Genomic DNA, 16,381 nt, shown 5'->3' with positions numbered 1-16,381 from the left:
GCTTGTGAACGATTTTTTACAGCCACATATCCATGATGAAGTCCAATTACTTCATTTTTTAGAGTAGGTATAGCACTTGTTCCTTTATCCATAATATCTACTTTAGTTAAAACGCCAAGAGTTCTTTTTCCTTCTGGATCTACCTTTCTTGCTAACTTAAGAGCGTCCGAAGTGGTCGCATCTGTATTAGCTGGAATAACACAAAGAACCGCGAACGTACCAAGCAGCACCACCGGCACGGCGATCGTGGGAATGAGCGTGGCGCGCCAGCTTTGCAGGAAGACGAACATCACGATCACGACCAGGGCGATGGCCTCGATCAGCGCCTTTTCCACCTCCTCCACCGACAGCTTGATGAAGTCGGTCGTATCGCTGACGTAGATGTACTTCAGCCCCTCGGGCATGTCGCGTGTCAGCTCTTTCACCCGCGCTTTGATAGCTGCCGATGTGCGAAGCGCATCCGCGCCGGGAGACAAAGATATCGAGATACCCGCGCCCGGGTGCCCATTTACGCGGCTGACCACCGCGTAACTTTCCGCGCCGATCTCCACCCGCGCCACGTCGCCGACCGTCACGGTGGAGCCGTCGCTCTGCGTTTTCAGCACGATCGCGCGGAACTGCTCGGGTGTCTGCAAGCGCGACTGCGCCGTGACAGTGGCGTTGAGGGCCTGTTCCTGCGGAGAGGGTGTGCCACCCACTTCACCGGCGGCGACCTCGGTATTTTGCGCCCGGATGGCGGTGACGACATCGCTGGGCATCAAGGCAACGGCGGCCAGCTTGCGCGGGTCGAGCCAAATGCGCATCGCGTGCGGCGCGCCAAACACATTGACGTCGCCCACCCCGGTCACGCGCGAAAGCGGGTCCTGGATGTTGGAGGCAAGATAGTCCGACACGTCCTGGTTGGAACGGGTGTCGGTCTCGTCATACACGGCAACGAGCAGCAGTTGATCCGGGTTGGACTTGCTGACGCGCACGCCTTGCTGTTGCACCTGTTGGGGCAGGCGGGCGATCGCGCTCTGGATCTGGTTCTGCACCTGGACCTGGGCAATGTCCGGGTCGGTGCCCTTGGCGAACGTGGCGCTGATGGTGGCACGGCCACGATTGGACGACTGCGAGCTGAAATACAGCAGACCATCGATCCCGGTCAGCGATTGCTCCAGCACCTGAGTGACGCTGTTCTCGATCGCCTCGGCCTGAGCGCCGGGATACGTCGCGGAGATGTTGACCTGGACCGGGGCGATATCGGGGTATTGCTGATTGGGCAGCGCCGTCAGCGCGCCGGCCCCGGCGAGCATGACGATCACCGCCAGCACCCAGGCGAAGATCGGTCTGTCGATGAAAATCCGAGACATTAGTCCGTCAGCTGCCCTGCTTAGGCGCTGCGCCCTGGCCCTTACCGCGCCCACCTGCACCACCGCCGCCGGGTGGAGCCTTGGTCGGGTCCTGCGGCGTGTTGGCAGGCACAGGCTCGATCGGCGCGCCTTGCTTCAGGCCATTGAGGCCTTGGACGATCACCTTGTCGCCGCGGGCAAGGCCGGATGTGACCACCCACGACGCGCCGTAGGTTCGCGCCGTCACCACCTTGCGCCGCGCGGCCTTGTTGTCCTTGCCCACCAGCATTACGAAGGCGGACCCATCGAAATCACGCTGGACTGCCTGTTGCGGCACCAGGAACGCGTTGGTCTCGATCGCCTGATTGAACATCGCATTCACGAAAGTACCAGGCAGCAGGATGCCGCTGGGATTCGGGAATCGCGCCCGCAGGGTGACGGTGCCGGTGTCCTGATTGACGGTGACTTCGGAGAACTGGACGGTGCCGGGCAGGGGGTAATCGCTGCCATCTTCGAACTTCAGCGTGACTTGCGTGCTGCCCGCGTCGACGCCGCCGGTGCGCAGCTTGCGGCGTAGCGTGGTGAGGTCCGCCGCGGATTGCTGCATGTCCACGAACATCGGGTCGGTGCGCTGAATGATGGCGAGCGGCGTGGTCTGGCCCATGCTGGCAAGGCCGCCCACCGTGACCAGCGCGCGGCCGATGCGGCCGCTGATTGGTGCGGGAACTGTGGTGAAGCGCAAGTTGACGCGTGCCGTTTCCAGCGCTGCCGCATTTTGGGCGATCGATGCCCGCGCCACGCGCGCCTGGGCGGCGGCGTCGGTGTAATCCTGCGCGGCGACGGCTTCCATATCGGCCAGCGGCTTATAGCGGCGGGCCTTGGCGATGGCGGCATCGGCGGTGGCTCGCGCGCTGGCGAGATTGGCCTGCGCCTGGTTCACGCTGGCTCGGTAAAGGCTGGGATCGACTTGGAACAGTGGCTGCCCGGCCTGGACATAGCTACCCTCTGTGAACAGGCGACGTTGAATCACGCCGGCTACCTGCGGGCGCACCTCGCTGGTTTCGAAGGCGACGGTCCGCCCGCCCAGCGTCACCGGTTGCGGCACCTCGCTGGGGCTGGCGACAACGAAGCCGACTTTGGGCGGCGGGCGCTGACCTTTGCCTTCTTCCGACTTTCCGCAACCAGAAAGCAAGGCGGCGCATAACAGCGTGAGTGCGGGAAATGCAGAACGGGCCGGATGCCGAAAAGCGCCCGGGGTCTGGCTCGGTAACGTCAAATGCATAGCCCTGGAGGTCGTGATGCCCCTGCTATTCAACTGAAAGGTCCGCGCTGCAAGCCATCATGTCACGATCGCGACATTTTGCGACTGAATTGGCCTTGCAGGGCAAATCGCGATTTGCCGGGAACAAAAGGTAGGTTTTGAAATTAGCGATGGATTGTGGTGCCCGGGGACGGAATCGAACCGCCGACACCATGATTTTCAGTCATGTGCTCTACCAACTGAGCTACCCGGGCGTCGCTTCGGCGGCGGCCTGTGAGGACCGGCGAGCGATGGAGCGGTGCCTATGGCGAAGGCGATCCGCCTTGGCAAGCCCCCAATTGCGTCTGCATCAATCCTCGTCCGAATTGGCTGGGGGCGCAGCGCGTCCGGGAATGGAATAGCCTTCCTCCAGCCATTGCATCAGATCCCGGTCACGGCAGCGTGAGGAACAGAAAGGGCTGAATTCGGCGCTGCGTGGTTTGCGGCAGACCGGACAGGGGCGTTCGGGGCGAGTCATGACGAGATTGCCTGAGCGAAGCCGCCCAGCAGCGCAAGTCCCGGTTGCGCCTGCCAGGTGATGGCACGGCCGGTTCGCCTCACCGCTTCCTCGCGCCATGATGGTGTCACTGCGGCTATGACCGGCGCATTCGCCATCGCCAGGATGGGTCCAGGTGCTGAAACGTCCTCCACCCGCCTCAGCAAGAGCAGGGCGGCGGCCGTTACCGGGTCTTGCTGAACCGTTGCCAGGATCGAGGGACGCTCCAAGCGTGCGACAAGTTGCACGAAGCCGAACCCGTTGATCGCGGTGCGTTGGTGCGGCCACTGTGCGAGGGCGCCTGCCAGGGCATCGTCCAGGCGGCGTCTATCGTCTTTCGAATCGAGGCTGGGAAAATCGATTCCGATCGAGCCGGCCAAGTCGAGGCGGCGGATCGTCGCGGCCAAGGCGGGAATCGCCGCCATGGTCAGTTGCGGCGGGGGCAGGGTTCCGTCGACGTCAATAAGCGTCATCGCCGGAGTGGGGCTGACCGTCAGGCTACCGCTAGAAAAGGAGGCGAGACCATCCGCAGCCTCACCGATGATTTCGGGCCATGGGTCTGCAGTGAAGCGCCGGACGACGCGCACGGCGTTTCCACCGGCGCGCAATTTGTCCGAAAGCGAGGGTGCAGGGCGCGGGGTGGCCGTGGCGGGGCGCGCCTGGGCGCGTTTGTACCGGCCTTTCTCGGCCATGGCCGCACGCGTGACTTGCAAGCGGATCAGCGCACCCTCCTGCGCGTCCTTCGCAAGACCGTCGACCAAGGCCTCTTCCCCGGTGGCGAACAAGGCTGTACCCCGGCGAGAGCCGGCAGCGCGGGCGATAAGCCGTGCGTCTTCGATCAGTCCGGCCGCCAGCTTCCCGGGCCGCTGCAATCGCGCGGCCAGGACTTCACCATGCTCGACCAGGATGGCGCGATCCTCGCCGATTCCCTGCTCGACTAGCCACTCAGGCAATCGGGAACCCGGCTGCGCGCAACAGGGCGCGCGTCTCGAACAAAGGTAGCCCGACGACACCGGAGTGGCTACCGGAAATCCAGGCGATCAGGCCTTCCGCCGCGCCCTGGATGGCATAGCCACCGGCTTTGCCCTCCCACTCGCCGCTGGCGAGGTAGGCTTCGATCTCCTTGGCACTCAGCGCTTTGAAGCGAACGACGGTTTCCGACAAGCGATCATGCAACGTACCGTCCGGGCTTCTCAGCACGATGGCGGAGAGCACGCGGTGGCGCCGGCCCGACAGCAGCTTGATGCAGGCACGCGCGGTGGCAAGGTCTTCGGCCTTGGGCAGAATGCGGCGACCCACGGCGACCACGGTGTCGCCGGCGAGGACGTGGGCGTCGTCGGCGTGAATGGCGGCGGCTTTCTCGCGCGCCATGCGGCGAGCATAGGCGCGGGGCTCTTCCTGCTTGGCCGGTGTCTCATCGATATCGGCTGCGGTGACGGCGTGGGGAGTGATCCCAAGCCGGGCGAGCAGTTCCCGCCGCCGCGGGCTGGCCGAGCCCAAGATCAGGCGCGGATCGGGGATGGCCGGATCGGCGATACTCGATGCAGCATCCACCGGGAGCGCCGTCATGACAGGAGGGCTGGCCGGATCAGTAAGAGCCAGGACCGCCGCGACCCGGCATGAAGCGGTAGGTGATACGGCCCTTCGTCAGATCGTAGGGGGTCAGTTCCACCAGAACCTCATCACCCACCAGCACGCGAATACGGTTCTTGCGCATCTTGCCGGCAGTGTGGCCCAGGATTTCGTGGCCGTTTTCCAGTTCCACCCGGAACATCGCGTTGGGCAGCAGCTCGACCACCTTGCCGCGCATCTCGAGGAGTTCTTCTTTCGCCATCGGCGATCAGTTTCCGTTTTTCATGTTCATCATCGGGCCGCGACATAGCTACGCACTGTGCAAAAGGAAAGCGCTGTGGAGGAACTCTATCAAAATAGGGAACTTCCTGACTGCTGCGACAATTTGGTGCAGTCCGCGGCTTGTCGAAGCGAGGCACCTACCGCCAGGGCTGATCCTGCACATCGCGTAATTCATCCGGAGAATCCACTTGCGTTCGCTTCTTACTGTCTCGCTCCTCGCCGGGTGCAGCCCGATCGCCGCCATGGCGCAGGAGGCGGTACAGGTTGCACCCCCCGCCGCCCAATCCGGGACGGAGGATGATGACGAGGATCAACTGCAAAGCGGGGTGGATGCCTCGGGCGACATCGTGGTCGTCGCCAATCGCATCAAGGGCGAGATCCAGGTGGCGCAGCAGCCGATCGCCGTCTTCGACGAGGAAGAGATCGCGGCTTACGGCGTGACCTCGATCAGCGACCTGCTGGACGCCATTTCCCCGCAGACCGGCAGCGGCCGTGGACGCGGCGATGGCCGCCCGGTGATCCTGCTGAACGGCGCGCGCATCTCCAGCTTCCGAGAACTGCGCTCCATTCCGCCAGAGGCGATCCGCCGGCTGCAGGTGCTGCCAGAGGAAGTGGCGCTGCGGTTCGGTTATCCGCCGAACCAGCGCGTGGTGAATATCGTTCTCAAGGACAAGTTCCAAAGCAAGCAGGCGTCCGGCGAGTTCAATTATCCCACGCGCGGCGGCTATTCGGATGCCGAGTTGGAAGCCAGCACCTTCCGCGTGGATGGACAACGCCGCACGACGATAGAGACGAAAGTGACCAACACCTCGATCCTGACCGAAGCCGAAAGAAAGGTGATCCAGCAGGCCGGCACCCTGCCGACTGTGGCGGGTGATCCCAATCCCGCCGACTTTCGCAGCCTAGCCGCGTCCAGCCGCGTCGTTACGCTGGGCGGCACATCGGCGATGGGGTTGGGCAAGGACGGTATCGGTGGTTCGCTGACCGTAAACGGCGCGTACACCCGAACCGATACCAAGTCGCTTTCAGGACTGGATATCGCAACGCTGACCGCGCCGGACGGCAGCCCGGTGGTGCGCAGCTTCGCCGATCCGCTGCGCACCCGCGTAGCTTCGGACGCGTTCCAGGCCGGGCTGGGCTATAACAAGCCGCTTGGCAGTTGGAACCTGACCGGCACACTGGACACCAGCTACACCGAGGCGACAACGAAGGTCGATCGCCGTCGAAACCTGACGGCAGCGCAACTTGCCGGCCTGCCGTTGAGCGGCGCTCTACCCGATCTGGGCGATCCCGGGTTCGACACCGCGCGGTCAAAGGATCTGTCCGCCTCCTCGCTGATCACGCTTGCCGGCAATCTCTTCAAAATGCCGGCGGGACAGGTCGCCACGACGGTGCGCGCGGGCTTTGATTACAGCCGCAGCGTCAACGCGGATACCCGCAACGCGCTGGGCTCGGTGAAGCTGACGCGCGGTGACGCTTCCGCCGGCGTGAACCTGGCTCTGCCGCTCACCAGCAAGCGCGAGAATGTGCTGGGTGCACTGGGCGACTGGACGCTCAATCTTAGCGGTGGCGTCAATCACCTGTCCGACTTCGGCACGCTCAAGGATTGGAGCGCAGGCCTGACGTGGAGCCCGACCAGCAAGCTGAATTTCCAGGCGAGCTACATCGTCAACGAAGCCGCCCCTTCGCTCAGCCAGTTGGGCGCGCCGCAGGTGCTGACGCTGAACGTGCCGGTGTACGATTTCGCACGTGGCGATAACGCGCTGGTGACGGTCATCTCCGGCGGCAACCGCGATCTCGTCGCCGAGCGGCAGCGGGATGTGAAGCTGGCCATGAATTGGCAGCTGCCGTTCCTGGAGCGGTCCAACTTCGTGATCGAGTACTTCCGCAACCGATCCACCGATGTCACGCAATCCTTCCCGCTACTGACTCCGGCAATCGAAGCGGCGTTCCCTGGTCGAGTGATCCGCGATGCCTCCGGCGCCCTGATCTCGATAGACCGCAGGCCGGTGACGTTTGACCAGATCGCCAGCTCGCGAATGCGCTGGGGCCTCACTTTCGGCGGCAAGCTGGGCGGCAGCGATGCGGCTCGAGGCGAGGGTGGAGATCGCCGTGGCGGCGCCGGCGGTCGCGGCGGCACGATGGGTATGTTGGGTCAGGCCCTGCGTGGCCCGGAAGGAAAGGACGGCCCACCCCCTCCGCCACCTCCAGCCAACGCCAGGGCAGGAGAGGCGGGGCGCAATGGCCCTGGTGCCGATCCGGCCGGTCCTCCTCGCGGTGAGCCAGGTGGCGGTCCCCGTGGTGGGCCCGATGGTCCGGGTGGCCCGGGTGGCCCGGGTGGTCCCGGCGGGCCAGGTGGCTTTGGTGGGCGCGGCGGACGTTGGAACCTGGCCGTGTTCCATGTTTGGCGCTTCACCGATACCGTGCGTGTGGCGCCCGGCTCCGCAGAACTGAACCAGCTGGACGGCAACGCTATCACTGCGGGCGGCGTGCCCCGACATGCGATCGAGTTCGAAGGCGGCGTCTTCAAGAACGGCTACGGCCTGCGCCTTAAGGGAGATTGGAACGCGCCCGCACGGGTTGTCGGCTCCGGCCTGCCGGGTGGTTCCGATCTGCGGTTCGGCAGCGTCCTGAACCTGGATCTGCGCATGTTCGTGAACCTGGGACAGCAGGAGTCGCTGGTGGAGAAGGTGCCGTTCTTCAAGAATGCGCGCTTGTCCTTCACGGTGGACAACCTGTTGGATCAGCGCCAGCGTGTGACCGATCAGAACGGAAATGTGCCACTGGCCTATCAGGCCGCCTTCCGCGATCCGCAGGGGCGGGTGATCGGGCTGGACTTCCGCAAGATGTTCTAAGGCCGCGATACGCCGGGATCATGTGATCCCGGTGGGCAGTTCCCTTTTCGTCCCTCCGCTCCTAAATCGGCCGGTATGCCCCGAACCCCTGCCGGCCGATCTGACCAGCCCCAAGCCACCGAGCGTTTCAACGAAGATCGCGCGACGTATACCGTGCGCGGCTCGGATCAGCCTGACCTGCAAGCCGGCGTCGAAGTGATCCGGGATACCGTGCGTACGTTGAAGCCTCAGCCCGGCGTCTATCGCATGCAGGACGCGCGCGGAGACGTGCTCTATGTTGGCAAGGCGCGGGCACTGAAGAACCGCGTCGCCAACTACACGCAGTGGGAGCGCCTGCCGGGCCGCCTGCAGCGCATGGTCAGCCAGACGCGCTCGATGACGATCGTCACGACCAATTCGGAGGCGGAGGCGCTGCTGCTGGAAGCGCAACTGATCAAGCGCTTCCGTCCGCCCTACAACGTGCTGTTGCGCGATGATAAGTCCTTCCCGTTCATCCTGCTTCGGTCCGAACATGACTTTCCGCGCATCACCAAGCATCGCGGCGCGCGCAAGGCGAAGGGCAATTACTACGGCCCGTTCGCCAGCGCCGGATCGGTGAACACCACGATCAATGCGCTGCAAAAGCTGTTCCTGCTGCGGAGCTGCACCGACAGCTTCTTTTCACGGCGAGACCGGCCGTGCTTGCTCTATCAAATCAAGCGCTGCTCCGCGCCGTGCGTTGGCCGGATCGATCAGGCCGGATATTCCGAACTGGTGCGTGAGGCGAAGGACTTTCTGGGCGGGCGTTCGGGCGCTGTGCAAAAGAAGATCGAGAGCCAGATGGCGGAAGCCGCGCAGAATCTCGATTTCGAGCGGGCGGCGATGCTGCGCGATCGCTTACGCGCCGCGACCTTCATCCAAGGCAGCCAGGCGATCAACGCCGAGGGTATGGACAACGCCGATATCTTCGCGATGGCCTGCAAGGGCGGGCATGTGGGCGTGCAGGCCTTCTTCATCCGCGGCGGGCAGAATTGGGGACACCGGGCGTTCTTTCCCACACACACGGAGGGGTTGAGCGAGGCCGAGATCATGACGGCCTTCCTGGCGCAGTTCTATGAGGAGGTACCCCCTGCGCGCACGATCCTGGTCGATCGCGAGTTGCCCGAGGGCGACCTGCTGGCCGAAGCCTTTCGCGAGGCAGCCGGCGGCAAGGTGGAGATATCGATGCCCCAGCGTGGCAACCGCCGCAATCTGCTGGCGCAGGCGACCCGCAACGCGGTCGAAGCGCTTGAGCGCCGCCTGGCGGAGCGCGGCACCCAGGCCAAGGTCATGGCCGAACTGGCCGAGTTCCTGGAACTGCCGGAGATACCGGGGCGGATCGAGGTTTACGACAACAGCCATATCTCCGGCACCAAGGCGCTTGGCGCGATGGTCGTGGCGGGGCCGGAGGGCTTTATCAAGGGGCAGTACCGCAAGTTCAACATCAAGTCGGCGCAGACGGACGATGACTACGCGATGATGCGCGAAGTCATGGCGCGCCGCTTCGGGCGGGTGCTGGATGAGGATCCGGATCGGGAAGGCGGCACGTGGCCGGACTTGGTACTGATCGACGGCGGCAAGGGCCAGATGAGCGCGGTGAAGGGCGTGATCGACGAACTGGGCGTTGAGGATATCGCCCTGATCGCCATCGCAAAAGGGCCTCATCACGGGCGCGAGGGGCGTGAGGTGTTCCATTTCCCCGATGGACGGGAAAAGATGCTGCCGGTTAATTCGCCGCTATTGTTCTACCTTCAGCGTCTGCGCGATGAGGTGCACCGTTTCGCCATCGGCGCGCACCGGGCCAAACGCAGCCGCGCGATCACCGCCTCGCCGCTGGACGAGATACCCGGCATCGGCCCGGCCAGAAAGCGGGCGCTGCTGCTGCATTTCGGCACGGCGGGGAAAGTCAGGGCGGCAAGCTTGAGCGACCTGCAACGCGCGCCCGGCGTCAGCGCAGCCGTGGCGCAGACGATCTACGACTTTTATCACCCAAGTGGGTGAGGTGCCGCCCGACCCAGGCTCTCTCGCGTTACCCGAACGGATTTACGGTGACCGGAATCCAGCGCTAATCACCCCTGCGCGGCCGAAATCATCTCCTGCACCAAAACGAACTTCTCACGCGGTGATCCCTCGCGCGCGTTGGCGGCCTCGGCCTCCTCGATGCGTTTCCAATCGCGAAAGCGTACGGGCTTGATGCCGCGTTCCGTGGCCAGGGCATCGAAGCCTTCGCCACCGGGTTTGCCAGAACCCTCGCCAATGTCCTGCGCCACCTTTTCGATGATCGCGAAACCGTCTGGCCGGTTGGTGCCTATCGTTCCAGTCGGACCACGCCGGGACCAGCCAACGCAGTAGAGCGCAGGGCGGATGCGCCCATCCTCGTTGGCGAAACGGCCGGCCTTTTCGTCGAAGGGCACATCGGGGATGCGTGAGGTCTGATAGCCGATGCATGCGATCACCAGCCCCGCCGGGATCTCATATGTTTCGCCCGTGCCCACGGACTGGCTGTCATTCAGTTCGGTCCTTTCGACCAGAACGGATTCAACCTTGCCGCTGCCTTGTATCGCCCTAGGCGCGGCGAAGAAGTCGAACTCCATCTTGATAGCTTTGGCCGAGCATTCCTCCGGCGCGCGCGCAGCGAATGATCGCAAATGGTTCACGGACTTGCGCTGGCCGGGCTCCAGCGCGTCATCCTCACTCGCATCGGGGAAATCTGCGGGATCGACGATCGGGCAGGCGCGAGACAAATGGCCCAGCTCCCCGAGTTCCTTCGGCGTCATGGTAATCTGATGCGGGCCGCGCCGTCCCAGGATAACGATGCGATCGATGGTCGCCTCGCCCAGTGCGTTGAGAGCATGACCGACGATGTCGCTACCCGCAAACTCTTCCTGCGACTTCGCCAGGATCCGCGCCACGTCCAGCGCGACGTTGCCATTGCCGATCACGACGGCGGTGTGGTGAGACAGGCCAGGGTTCAGGTCGGCAAATCCCGGGTGCCCATTATACCACCCCACGAAGGACGCGCTGCCGAAGACGTTTGCCAAGTCTTCTCCCGGCAAGCCCAGTTTGCGATCCAGCGGCGCGCCGGTGGCCAGGATCACCGCGTCGTACAGCGTCTCCAGCTCGGCAACGGTGATGTCCCGGCCGATCATCACGTTGCCTAGGAAGCGAACGTTCTGGGTCAGCGCCGTCGCCTCGTACCGGCGCGAGACCGCTTTGATCGACTGGTGATCGGGCGCGACGCCGGTGCGGATCAGGCCGAAGGGCACCGGCTGACTGTCATAGACATCGACCTGGACGTCCTCTCCCCACTGTTTCAGCGCCGCCTCAGCCGTGTAGTAGCCCGCCGGACCGGAGCCGATGATTGCGATCTGCCGCACGTTCTGTCTCTCCTGCCACGCCACCGTCGTCTTTGCTGCCTCAGGAACCATGACGGGCAGGGGCATAGCAAGCGCAAAACGAATGGGCCTTCGTTGTCGACAGGCATAAGCTTTTTTCAACGCCTGCAACGGGCTGCTGCTTGAATTAAGTAAATCGCAACGGGCGGCGGAGCATGGCAGGGCAATGCAGATCAGGCGAACCGCGAGCCTTAGCAATGCCATGGACAAGCCGCTTCCGAATGGAGAGCGCGCCGCCCCAGGACATTTGTCGATTGCGCCCGATTCGCCCCCGCAAGTGGAACGGGCCGACGAGGACCGTCGCCGCAAGCCACGGATGCGCGGCTATGCCACTGCTCGCGTTGGCGTTGAAGACCCGCTGAGAAGCCTATTCCCGGATCACTGGCGGCTGATGGCTCCCGCCATGGCTATCGTGGCAATCGTGGTCGGGCTGGGCACCTGGACGTTGCCGGGTGCCATCGGCGCTACCTTGGCCTTTCTGGCGGTTCTCATCTGTGCCGGCGCGCCGCGATTTACCGCGATGCAGGCTGCAGCCGACATGACCGGCTTGGCGCGTGCGGCGATCGCGGCGGTGGCGGTCGGGGTACCATGCGCACTCTACAGCTTTGCTCTTGCGACCTGGGCTATCCGGACCGAGGGGCATGGCTGGCATGCGGCGGTCGCCGGGGTTGCCGTGCTTTCGTTCGCCGCTAGCGCTTTGCTGGACCGGCGGTTGCCGGCCAAGATGGCTGCCGTGGTGTGCTTGTGGATCGGTCCGGCTAGCCTGAGCGAGGGTCTTCTCGGCAAACTAGCTCTTGCCGCGGTGATCGTCGCATCCGTGGCAATCGGCTACCTCGAAATCAGCCGCGTCCTGCGCAAGATGGAAGTCCGCACCGCGCGTGAGCATGAGCAGCGCCGGGCCGAGGAATTGCTCGCGGAGTATGAGGAAACCGGACAAGGCTGGTTCTGGGAAACAGACCGGCGCGGCCAGCTGACGTATGTCTCGCGGCGCATCGCAAAGTCGCTGGGCAAAACCCCGGCCGATCTAGAAGGCCGCCCGTTCACCGAACTGTTCATCCTGGACATCCAGGAGCCGCAGGAGAGCGAGCGGACCTTGGTGTTCCACCTCTCCACCCGCTCGTCATTTCACGAATTGCCGGTACGCGCAGCCACGAAAGAGCGTGAGGAGCGCTGGTGGTCCATCAGCGGCCGCCCGGTCCTTGACCAATTCGACAACTTCCTGGGCTTCCGAGGTTCGGGCACCGACCTCACCGAAACGCGCAAGTCGCAACGCGACGTGGTGCAGCTTGCTCGGTTTGACTCCCTGACAAAGCTGGCGAACCGCTTCCAGATGAGCGAGTGGCTCGCCAAAATTCTCGATGCTCCCCGGATAGAGAACAAGGCCTGCGCCGTGTTCCTGCTGGACCTCGATCGGTTCAAGCAAGTGAACGACACGATGGGCCATCCCGCGGGCGATGCTCTCCTGAGGCAAGTCGCCGATCGCCTGCGTACTACGGTGGCAGACAGTGGGCAGGTCGGCCGCCTGGGAGGCGACGAGTTCAAGGTCATCCTGCCCGGACGCGTCTCGCGCGAGGAGCTGGCGCATCTCGCGCATCGCATCATCGAGAACCTCTCGCAGCCTTATTCCATCGACGGCAGCCGGGTCATCATCGGCGCATCGGTGGGCATCGCCTTGTCACCGGACGACGGCACGACGGCGGACGAACTGATCCGCAATGCCGACCTTGCGCTTTATGCGGCCAAGGACGGCGGTCGGGGTCGGCACCATTTCTACGCCCACGATCTGCACAGCGACGCCAGAGAGCGCCAGCAGATGGAGCAGGACTTGCGCGATGCGATCGCGCAAGGAGGGCTGGAGCTGCATTATCAGCCGCAGGTGCGCGTCACGACCGAAAAGATCACCGGTTTCGAAGCGCTGCTGCGGTGGAAGCATCCCCGTCTAGGCTACCTTTCGCCCGCCAAGTTCGTGCCGGTGGCCGAAGACGCTGGCCTCATTCCTCAGATCGGCGAGTGGGCACTGCGCACCGCATGTCACGATCTGGCCAAGTGGCCCCCCGAAGTGCGTGTCGCGGTCAACGTCTCTCCATTGCAGTTCGCCAATCCGGCACTGCCTGCGATCGTGACCAGCGCGCTGGCCGGGGCGGGCGTCTCTCCCGGGCGTCTGGAGCTGGAAATAACCGAGAGCGTATTCCTGGGCGACGACAGCGCGACCGAGGCGATGTTCGCTGCGTTGAAGCGTGTCGGCGTTCGGCTGGCGCTGGACGATTTCGGCACCGGGTACTCGTCCCTCGGCTATCTCAAGAACGCGCCGTTCGACAAGATCAAGATTGACCAGAGCTTCGTGCGTGGCGCAACCGTGGAAGGCAGCCGCAACGGCGCGCTGATCGCCTCGATCGTCAGCCTGGCCGAAGCCCTTGGCATGGAAACCACGGCCGAAGGCGTGGAAACCCTTGATGAGCTTGACCTGATCCGCCTGCTGGGTTGCAGCCATGTGCAGGGCTACATCTACGAAAAGGCGCTGAAGCCCGCGGACGCCGCCGCTCGCCTGAAGACCAGCCTGACGGCACTGGCCAAAGGACCGCGGTCTGCCCGTGCGCCGCGCCAGACGATGTTGCGTAAGGTCGTTCTTGAGCATGACCAGCAGGAGTACGACGCCACCATCCGCAACATCTCTCGCTCCGGTGCGATGGTGGAGGGGCTGTGGAACGTGCCGGTCGGCACCACCTTCGTCATCCAGCTTTCGGAAAGCCTCAGGCGTCTCGCTACCTGCAAGTGGTGCAGCGAAGATCGCATTGGTGTAGAGTTCGATCAGCCCTTGCCGATGGATGCGAGCGGGGCGGTTCAATTCACGCCGCCGCGTCAGGTGCGGGAAAAGGGTGATACAGCGACATTGCGCAAGGCAGGCTGACATCGGCAAGCCTGCCTGCTAACGGGCCGGGATGACTGACTTGGCCCTCATCCGTAACTTCTCGATCATCGCCCATATCGACCATGGCAAGTCCACGCTGGCTGACCGGCTGATCCAGCGCACCGGCGGCCTCTCCGATCGTGAGATGAGCGCGCAAGTCCTTGATAACATGGACATTGAGAAAGAGCGCGGCATCACCATCAAGGCGCAGACGGTGCGCCTGAACTACACCGCCAAGGACGGGCAAACTTATGCCCTCAACCTCATGGACACGCCCGGCCACGTAGACTTCGCCTATGAGGTCAGCCGCAGCCTGGCCGCGTGCGAGGGCGCGCTGCTGGTGGTCGACGCCGCGCAAGGGGTCGAGGCGCAGACGCTCGCCAACGTCTATCAGTCGATCGAGCACGACCACGAGATCGTCCCCGTCATCAACAAGATCGACCTCCCCGCCGCCGAACCCGAAAAGGTCCGCGCCGAGATCGAGGACATCATCGGCATTGACGCGTCCGAGGCGGTCATGGCCAGCGCCAAGTCCGGCATCGGCATCGACGAAGTGCTGGAAGCCATCGTCACCAAGATCCCGCCGCCCAAGGGCGAGCGCGACAAACCCCTCACCGCCATGCTGGTCGACAGCTGGTACGACCCGTACCTGGGCGTCGTCATCCTGGTGCGCGTGATCGACGGCGTCATTCGCAAGGGCCTGCAGGTCAAGTTCATGCAAGGCGGGACCGAGCACCTGATCGACCGCGTCGGCGCCTTCACCCCCAAGCGCATCGACTTGCCCGAACTGGGGCCCGGCGAGATCGGCTTCATCACCGCGCAGATCAAGGAAGTGGAACAGGCCAAGGTCGGCGACACCGTCACCACCGTGAAGGGCGGTGCGACGCAGGCGCTGCCCGGCTACAAGGAAGTGCAGCCCGTGGTGTTCTGCGGCCTGTTCCCGGTCGACGCCGCCGACTTTGACAAGCTGCGCGAATCGATCGGCCGCCTGCGCCTCAACGATGCGTCGTTCAGCTTCGAGATGGAATCGAGCGCCGCGCTCGGCTTCGGCTTCCGCTGCGGGTTCCTGGGGCTGCTCCACCTGGAGATCATCCAGGAACGCCTCAGCCGCGAATACGATCTGGACCTCATCACCACCGCGCCGAGCGTGGTCTATCGCCTGGCGATGACCGACGGCACGATCAAGGAACTGCACAACCCGGCCGACATGCCCGACCCGGTCAAGATCGCCGAGATGGAAGAGCCCTGGATCAAGGCGACGATCTACACGCCCGACGAGTACCTCGGCTCCATTCTCAAGCTGTGCCAGGACCGCCGCGGCATCCAGATCGACCTCACCTACATCGGCGGCCGCGCCCAGGTGACGTACGAGCTGCCGCTCAACGAAGTGGTGTTCGACTTCTACGATCGCCTCAAGTCAATCAGCCGCGGCTACGCCAGCTTCGACTACGAGCAGATCGGCCTGCGCGAGGGCGACCTCGTCATGATGAACATCCTGGTCAACAACGAGCCGGTCGACGCGCTGAGCATGATCGTCCACCGCAGCCAGGCCGAAGCCCGCGGCCGTGGGCTCGTCGAGCGCCTGAAGGAGCTGATCCCCCGGCACATGTTCAAGGTGCCCATCCAGGCCGCGATCGGCGCCAAGGTGATCGCCCGCGAAACCATCAGCGCCATGCGCAAGGACGTGACCGCCAAGTGCTACGGCGGCGACATCAGCCGCAAGAAGAAGCTGCTCGACAAGCAGAAGGAAGGCAAGAAGCGGATGCGGGAGTACGGCAACGTCAGCATCCCGCAGGAGGCCTTCATTGCCGCGCTGAGGATGGGGGAAGAGTAGAGGAGACCGCAGGCGCCTAAGCGACGTTCCGCAGGAACGGCAGCTTAGAAGCCGATGCGCAAAAGCGCAGCGGTCGACCCGGCCGGCCTCCCCGAACGGCGAGTTTCGACGTCATGGCGCCAGCCATGAGGGTGGAAAGCTGGCGCGCGATGGTAAGGAAAGAAGATGCGAGGGCCATCGCCCTCCCGCGAATTGATAGCGTCATTATTGGATTTGATGTCGTTCGATTTTTGTTCTAGTTATGAGCTTCGACAAGTGGCGAGGCCATATGAGCGCGCAAAAGTTTTTCGAGGAACACACAGATCAGTCTGAGGTCAAGGCACGAATAGTAAGCAAGTATTTCTCCACATGGGCTCAGGTGGTGATGCCTACGGTCGCCAGGGCGGGCGG

General features: G+C 63.9%; 11 protein-coding genes and 1 tRNA gene. 4 read left to right on the top strand and 8 right to left on the bottom strand.

Annotation, left to right across the window (positions count from 1 at the left end; genetic code table 11):
- The 7 genes from ACHWRX_RS01285 to infA all read right to left on the bottom strand — a co-directional run.
- On the bottom strand, positions 1-1,352 hold a 1,352-nt coding region (locus ACHWRX_RS01285; protein ID WP_394657799.1), incomplete at its 3' end, for an efflux RND transporter permease subunit.
- Positions 1,353-1,359: 7 nt separating this feature from the next.
- Entirely contained in the window at positions 1,360-2,607 is a 1,248-nt protein-coding gene (locus ACHWRX_RS01280; RefSeq protein WP_394657798.1) for an efflux RND transporter periplasmic adaptor subunit, read from the bottom strand.
- A 163-nt stretch (positions 2,608-2,770) separates the two neighbouring features.
- Positions 2,771-2,846, bottom strand: a tRNA-Phe gene (locus tag ACHWRX_RS01275).
- A 95-nt stretch (positions 2,847-2,941) separates the two neighbouring features.
- Positions 2,942-3,109 (bottom strand): DNA gyrase inhibitor YacG, encoded by a 168-nt coding sequence (yacG, locus tag ACHWRX_RS01270; protein WP_082667903.1) that lies wholly within the window; start codon positions 3,107-3,109, stop codon positions 2,942-2,944.
- A complete protein-coding gene (locus tag ACHWRX_RS01265; RefSeq protein ID WP_394657797.1) occupies positions 3,106-4,080 on the bottom strand; it encodes a ribonuclease in 975 nt (324 codons plus the stop codon). Before ACHWRX_RS01265 ends, yacG begins: the two co-directional genes overlap by 4 nt.
- On the bottom strand, positions 4,073-4,696 hold the full coding sequence (locus ACHWRX_RS01260; protein ID WP_394657796.1) for a Maf family protein: 624 nt from the start codon (positions 4,694-4,696) through the stop codon (positions 4,073-4,075). Before ACHWRX_RS01260 ends, ACHWRX_RS01265 begins: the two co-directional genes overlap by 8 nt.
- A gap of 19 nt (positions 4,697-4,715) precedes the next feature.
- Positions 4,716-4,961 (bottom strand): translation initiation factor IF-1, encoded by a 246-nt coding sequence (infA, locus tag ACHWRX_RS01255; RefSeq protein ID WP_058735963.1) that lies wholly within the window; start codon positions 4,959-4,961, stop codon positions 4,716-4,718.
- 208 nt (positions 4,962-5,169) lie between these two features.
- On the opposite strand from infA, the gene ACHWRX_RS01250 reads away from it, so the two are divergent.
- Positions 5,170-7,836 carry a TonB-dependent receptor gene (locus tag ACHWRX_RS01250; protein WP_394657795.1) on the top strand — a complete coding sequence of 889 codons (2,667 nt, stop codon included), beginning with the start codon at positions 5,170-5,172 and terminating at the stop codon, positions 7,834-7,836.
- Positions 7,837-7,911: 75 nt separating this feature from the next.
- A complete protein-coding gene (uvrC, locus tag ACHWRX_RS01245) occupies positions 7,912-9,855 on the top strand; it encodes an excinuclease ABC subunit UvrC (protein ID WP_394657794.1) in 1,944 nt (647 codons plus the stop codon).
- A gap of 68 nt (positions 9,856-9,923) precedes the next feature.
- Here the strand turns inward: uvrC and ACHWRX_RS01240 are convergent, their stop codons facing one another.
- Entirely contained in the window at positions 9,924-11,231 is a 1,308-nt protein-coding gene (locus tag ACHWRX_RS01240) for an FAD-dependent oxidoreductase (protein ID WP_394657793.1), read from the bottom strand.
- 220 nt (positions 11,232-11,451) lie between these two features.
- Between ACHWRX_RS01240 and ACHWRX_RS01235 the strand changes: the two genes are divergently transcribed.
- Both ACHWRX_RS01235 and lepA read left to right on the top strand, forming a co-directional pair.
- The gene (locus ACHWRX_RS01235) at positions 11,452-14,157 is read left to right on the top strand and encodes an EAL domain-containing protein (RefSeq protein WP_394657792.1); all 2,706 of its coding nucleotides are present in this window, start codon (positions 11,452-11,454) and stop codon (positions 14,155-14,157) included.
- A gap of 31 nt (positions 14,158-14,188) precedes the next feature.
- Complete coding sequence (gene lepA, locus ACHWRX_RS01230) at positions 14,189-15,991, top strand: translation elongation factor 4 (protein ID WP_058735967.1); 1,803 nt, start codon at positions 14,189-14,191, stop codon at positions 15,989-15,991.
- The last annotated feature ends 390 nt before the right edge of the window (positions 15,992-16,381 follow it).

It is taken from the genome of uncultured Novosphingobium sp., assembly GCF_964277725.1.
In the GTDB taxonomy this organism is placed as follows: domain Bacteria; phylum Pseudomonadota; class Alphaproteobacteria; order Sphingomonadales; family Sphingomonadaceae; genus Novosphingobium; species Novosphingobium fluoreni.
The sequence above is the reverse complement of the archived record's forward strand: the minus strand, read 5'-3'. Positions and strand labels throughout refer to the sequence as shown.

Excerpts from the sequence above, each read along its gene's own strand:
- lepA (WP_058735967.1), top strand. The coding sequence starts at position 14,189 with ATGACTGACTTGGCCCTCATCCGTAACTTCTCGATCATCGCCCATATC.
- uvrC (WP_394657794.1), top strand. The coding sequence starts at position 7,912 with ATGCCCCGAACCCCTGCCGGCCGATCTGACCAGCCCCAAGCCACCGAG.
- ACHWRX_RS01235 (WP_394657792.1), top strand. The coding sequence starts at position 11,452 with ATGGACAAGCCGCTTCCGAATGGAGAGCGCGCCGCCCCAGGACATTTG.
- yacG (WP_082667903.1), bottom strand. The coding sequence starts at position 3,109 with ATGACTCGCCCCGAACGCCCCTGTCCGGTCTGCCGCAAACCACGCAGC.
- ACHWRX_RS01260 (WP_394657796.1), bottom strand. The coding sequence starts at position 4,696 with ATGACGGCGCTCCCGGTGGATGCTGCATCGAGTATCGCCGATCCGGCC.
- infA (WP_058735963.1), bottom strand. The coding sequence starts at position 4,961 with ATGGCGAAAGAAGAACTCCTCGAGATGCGCGGCAAGGTGGTCGAGCTG.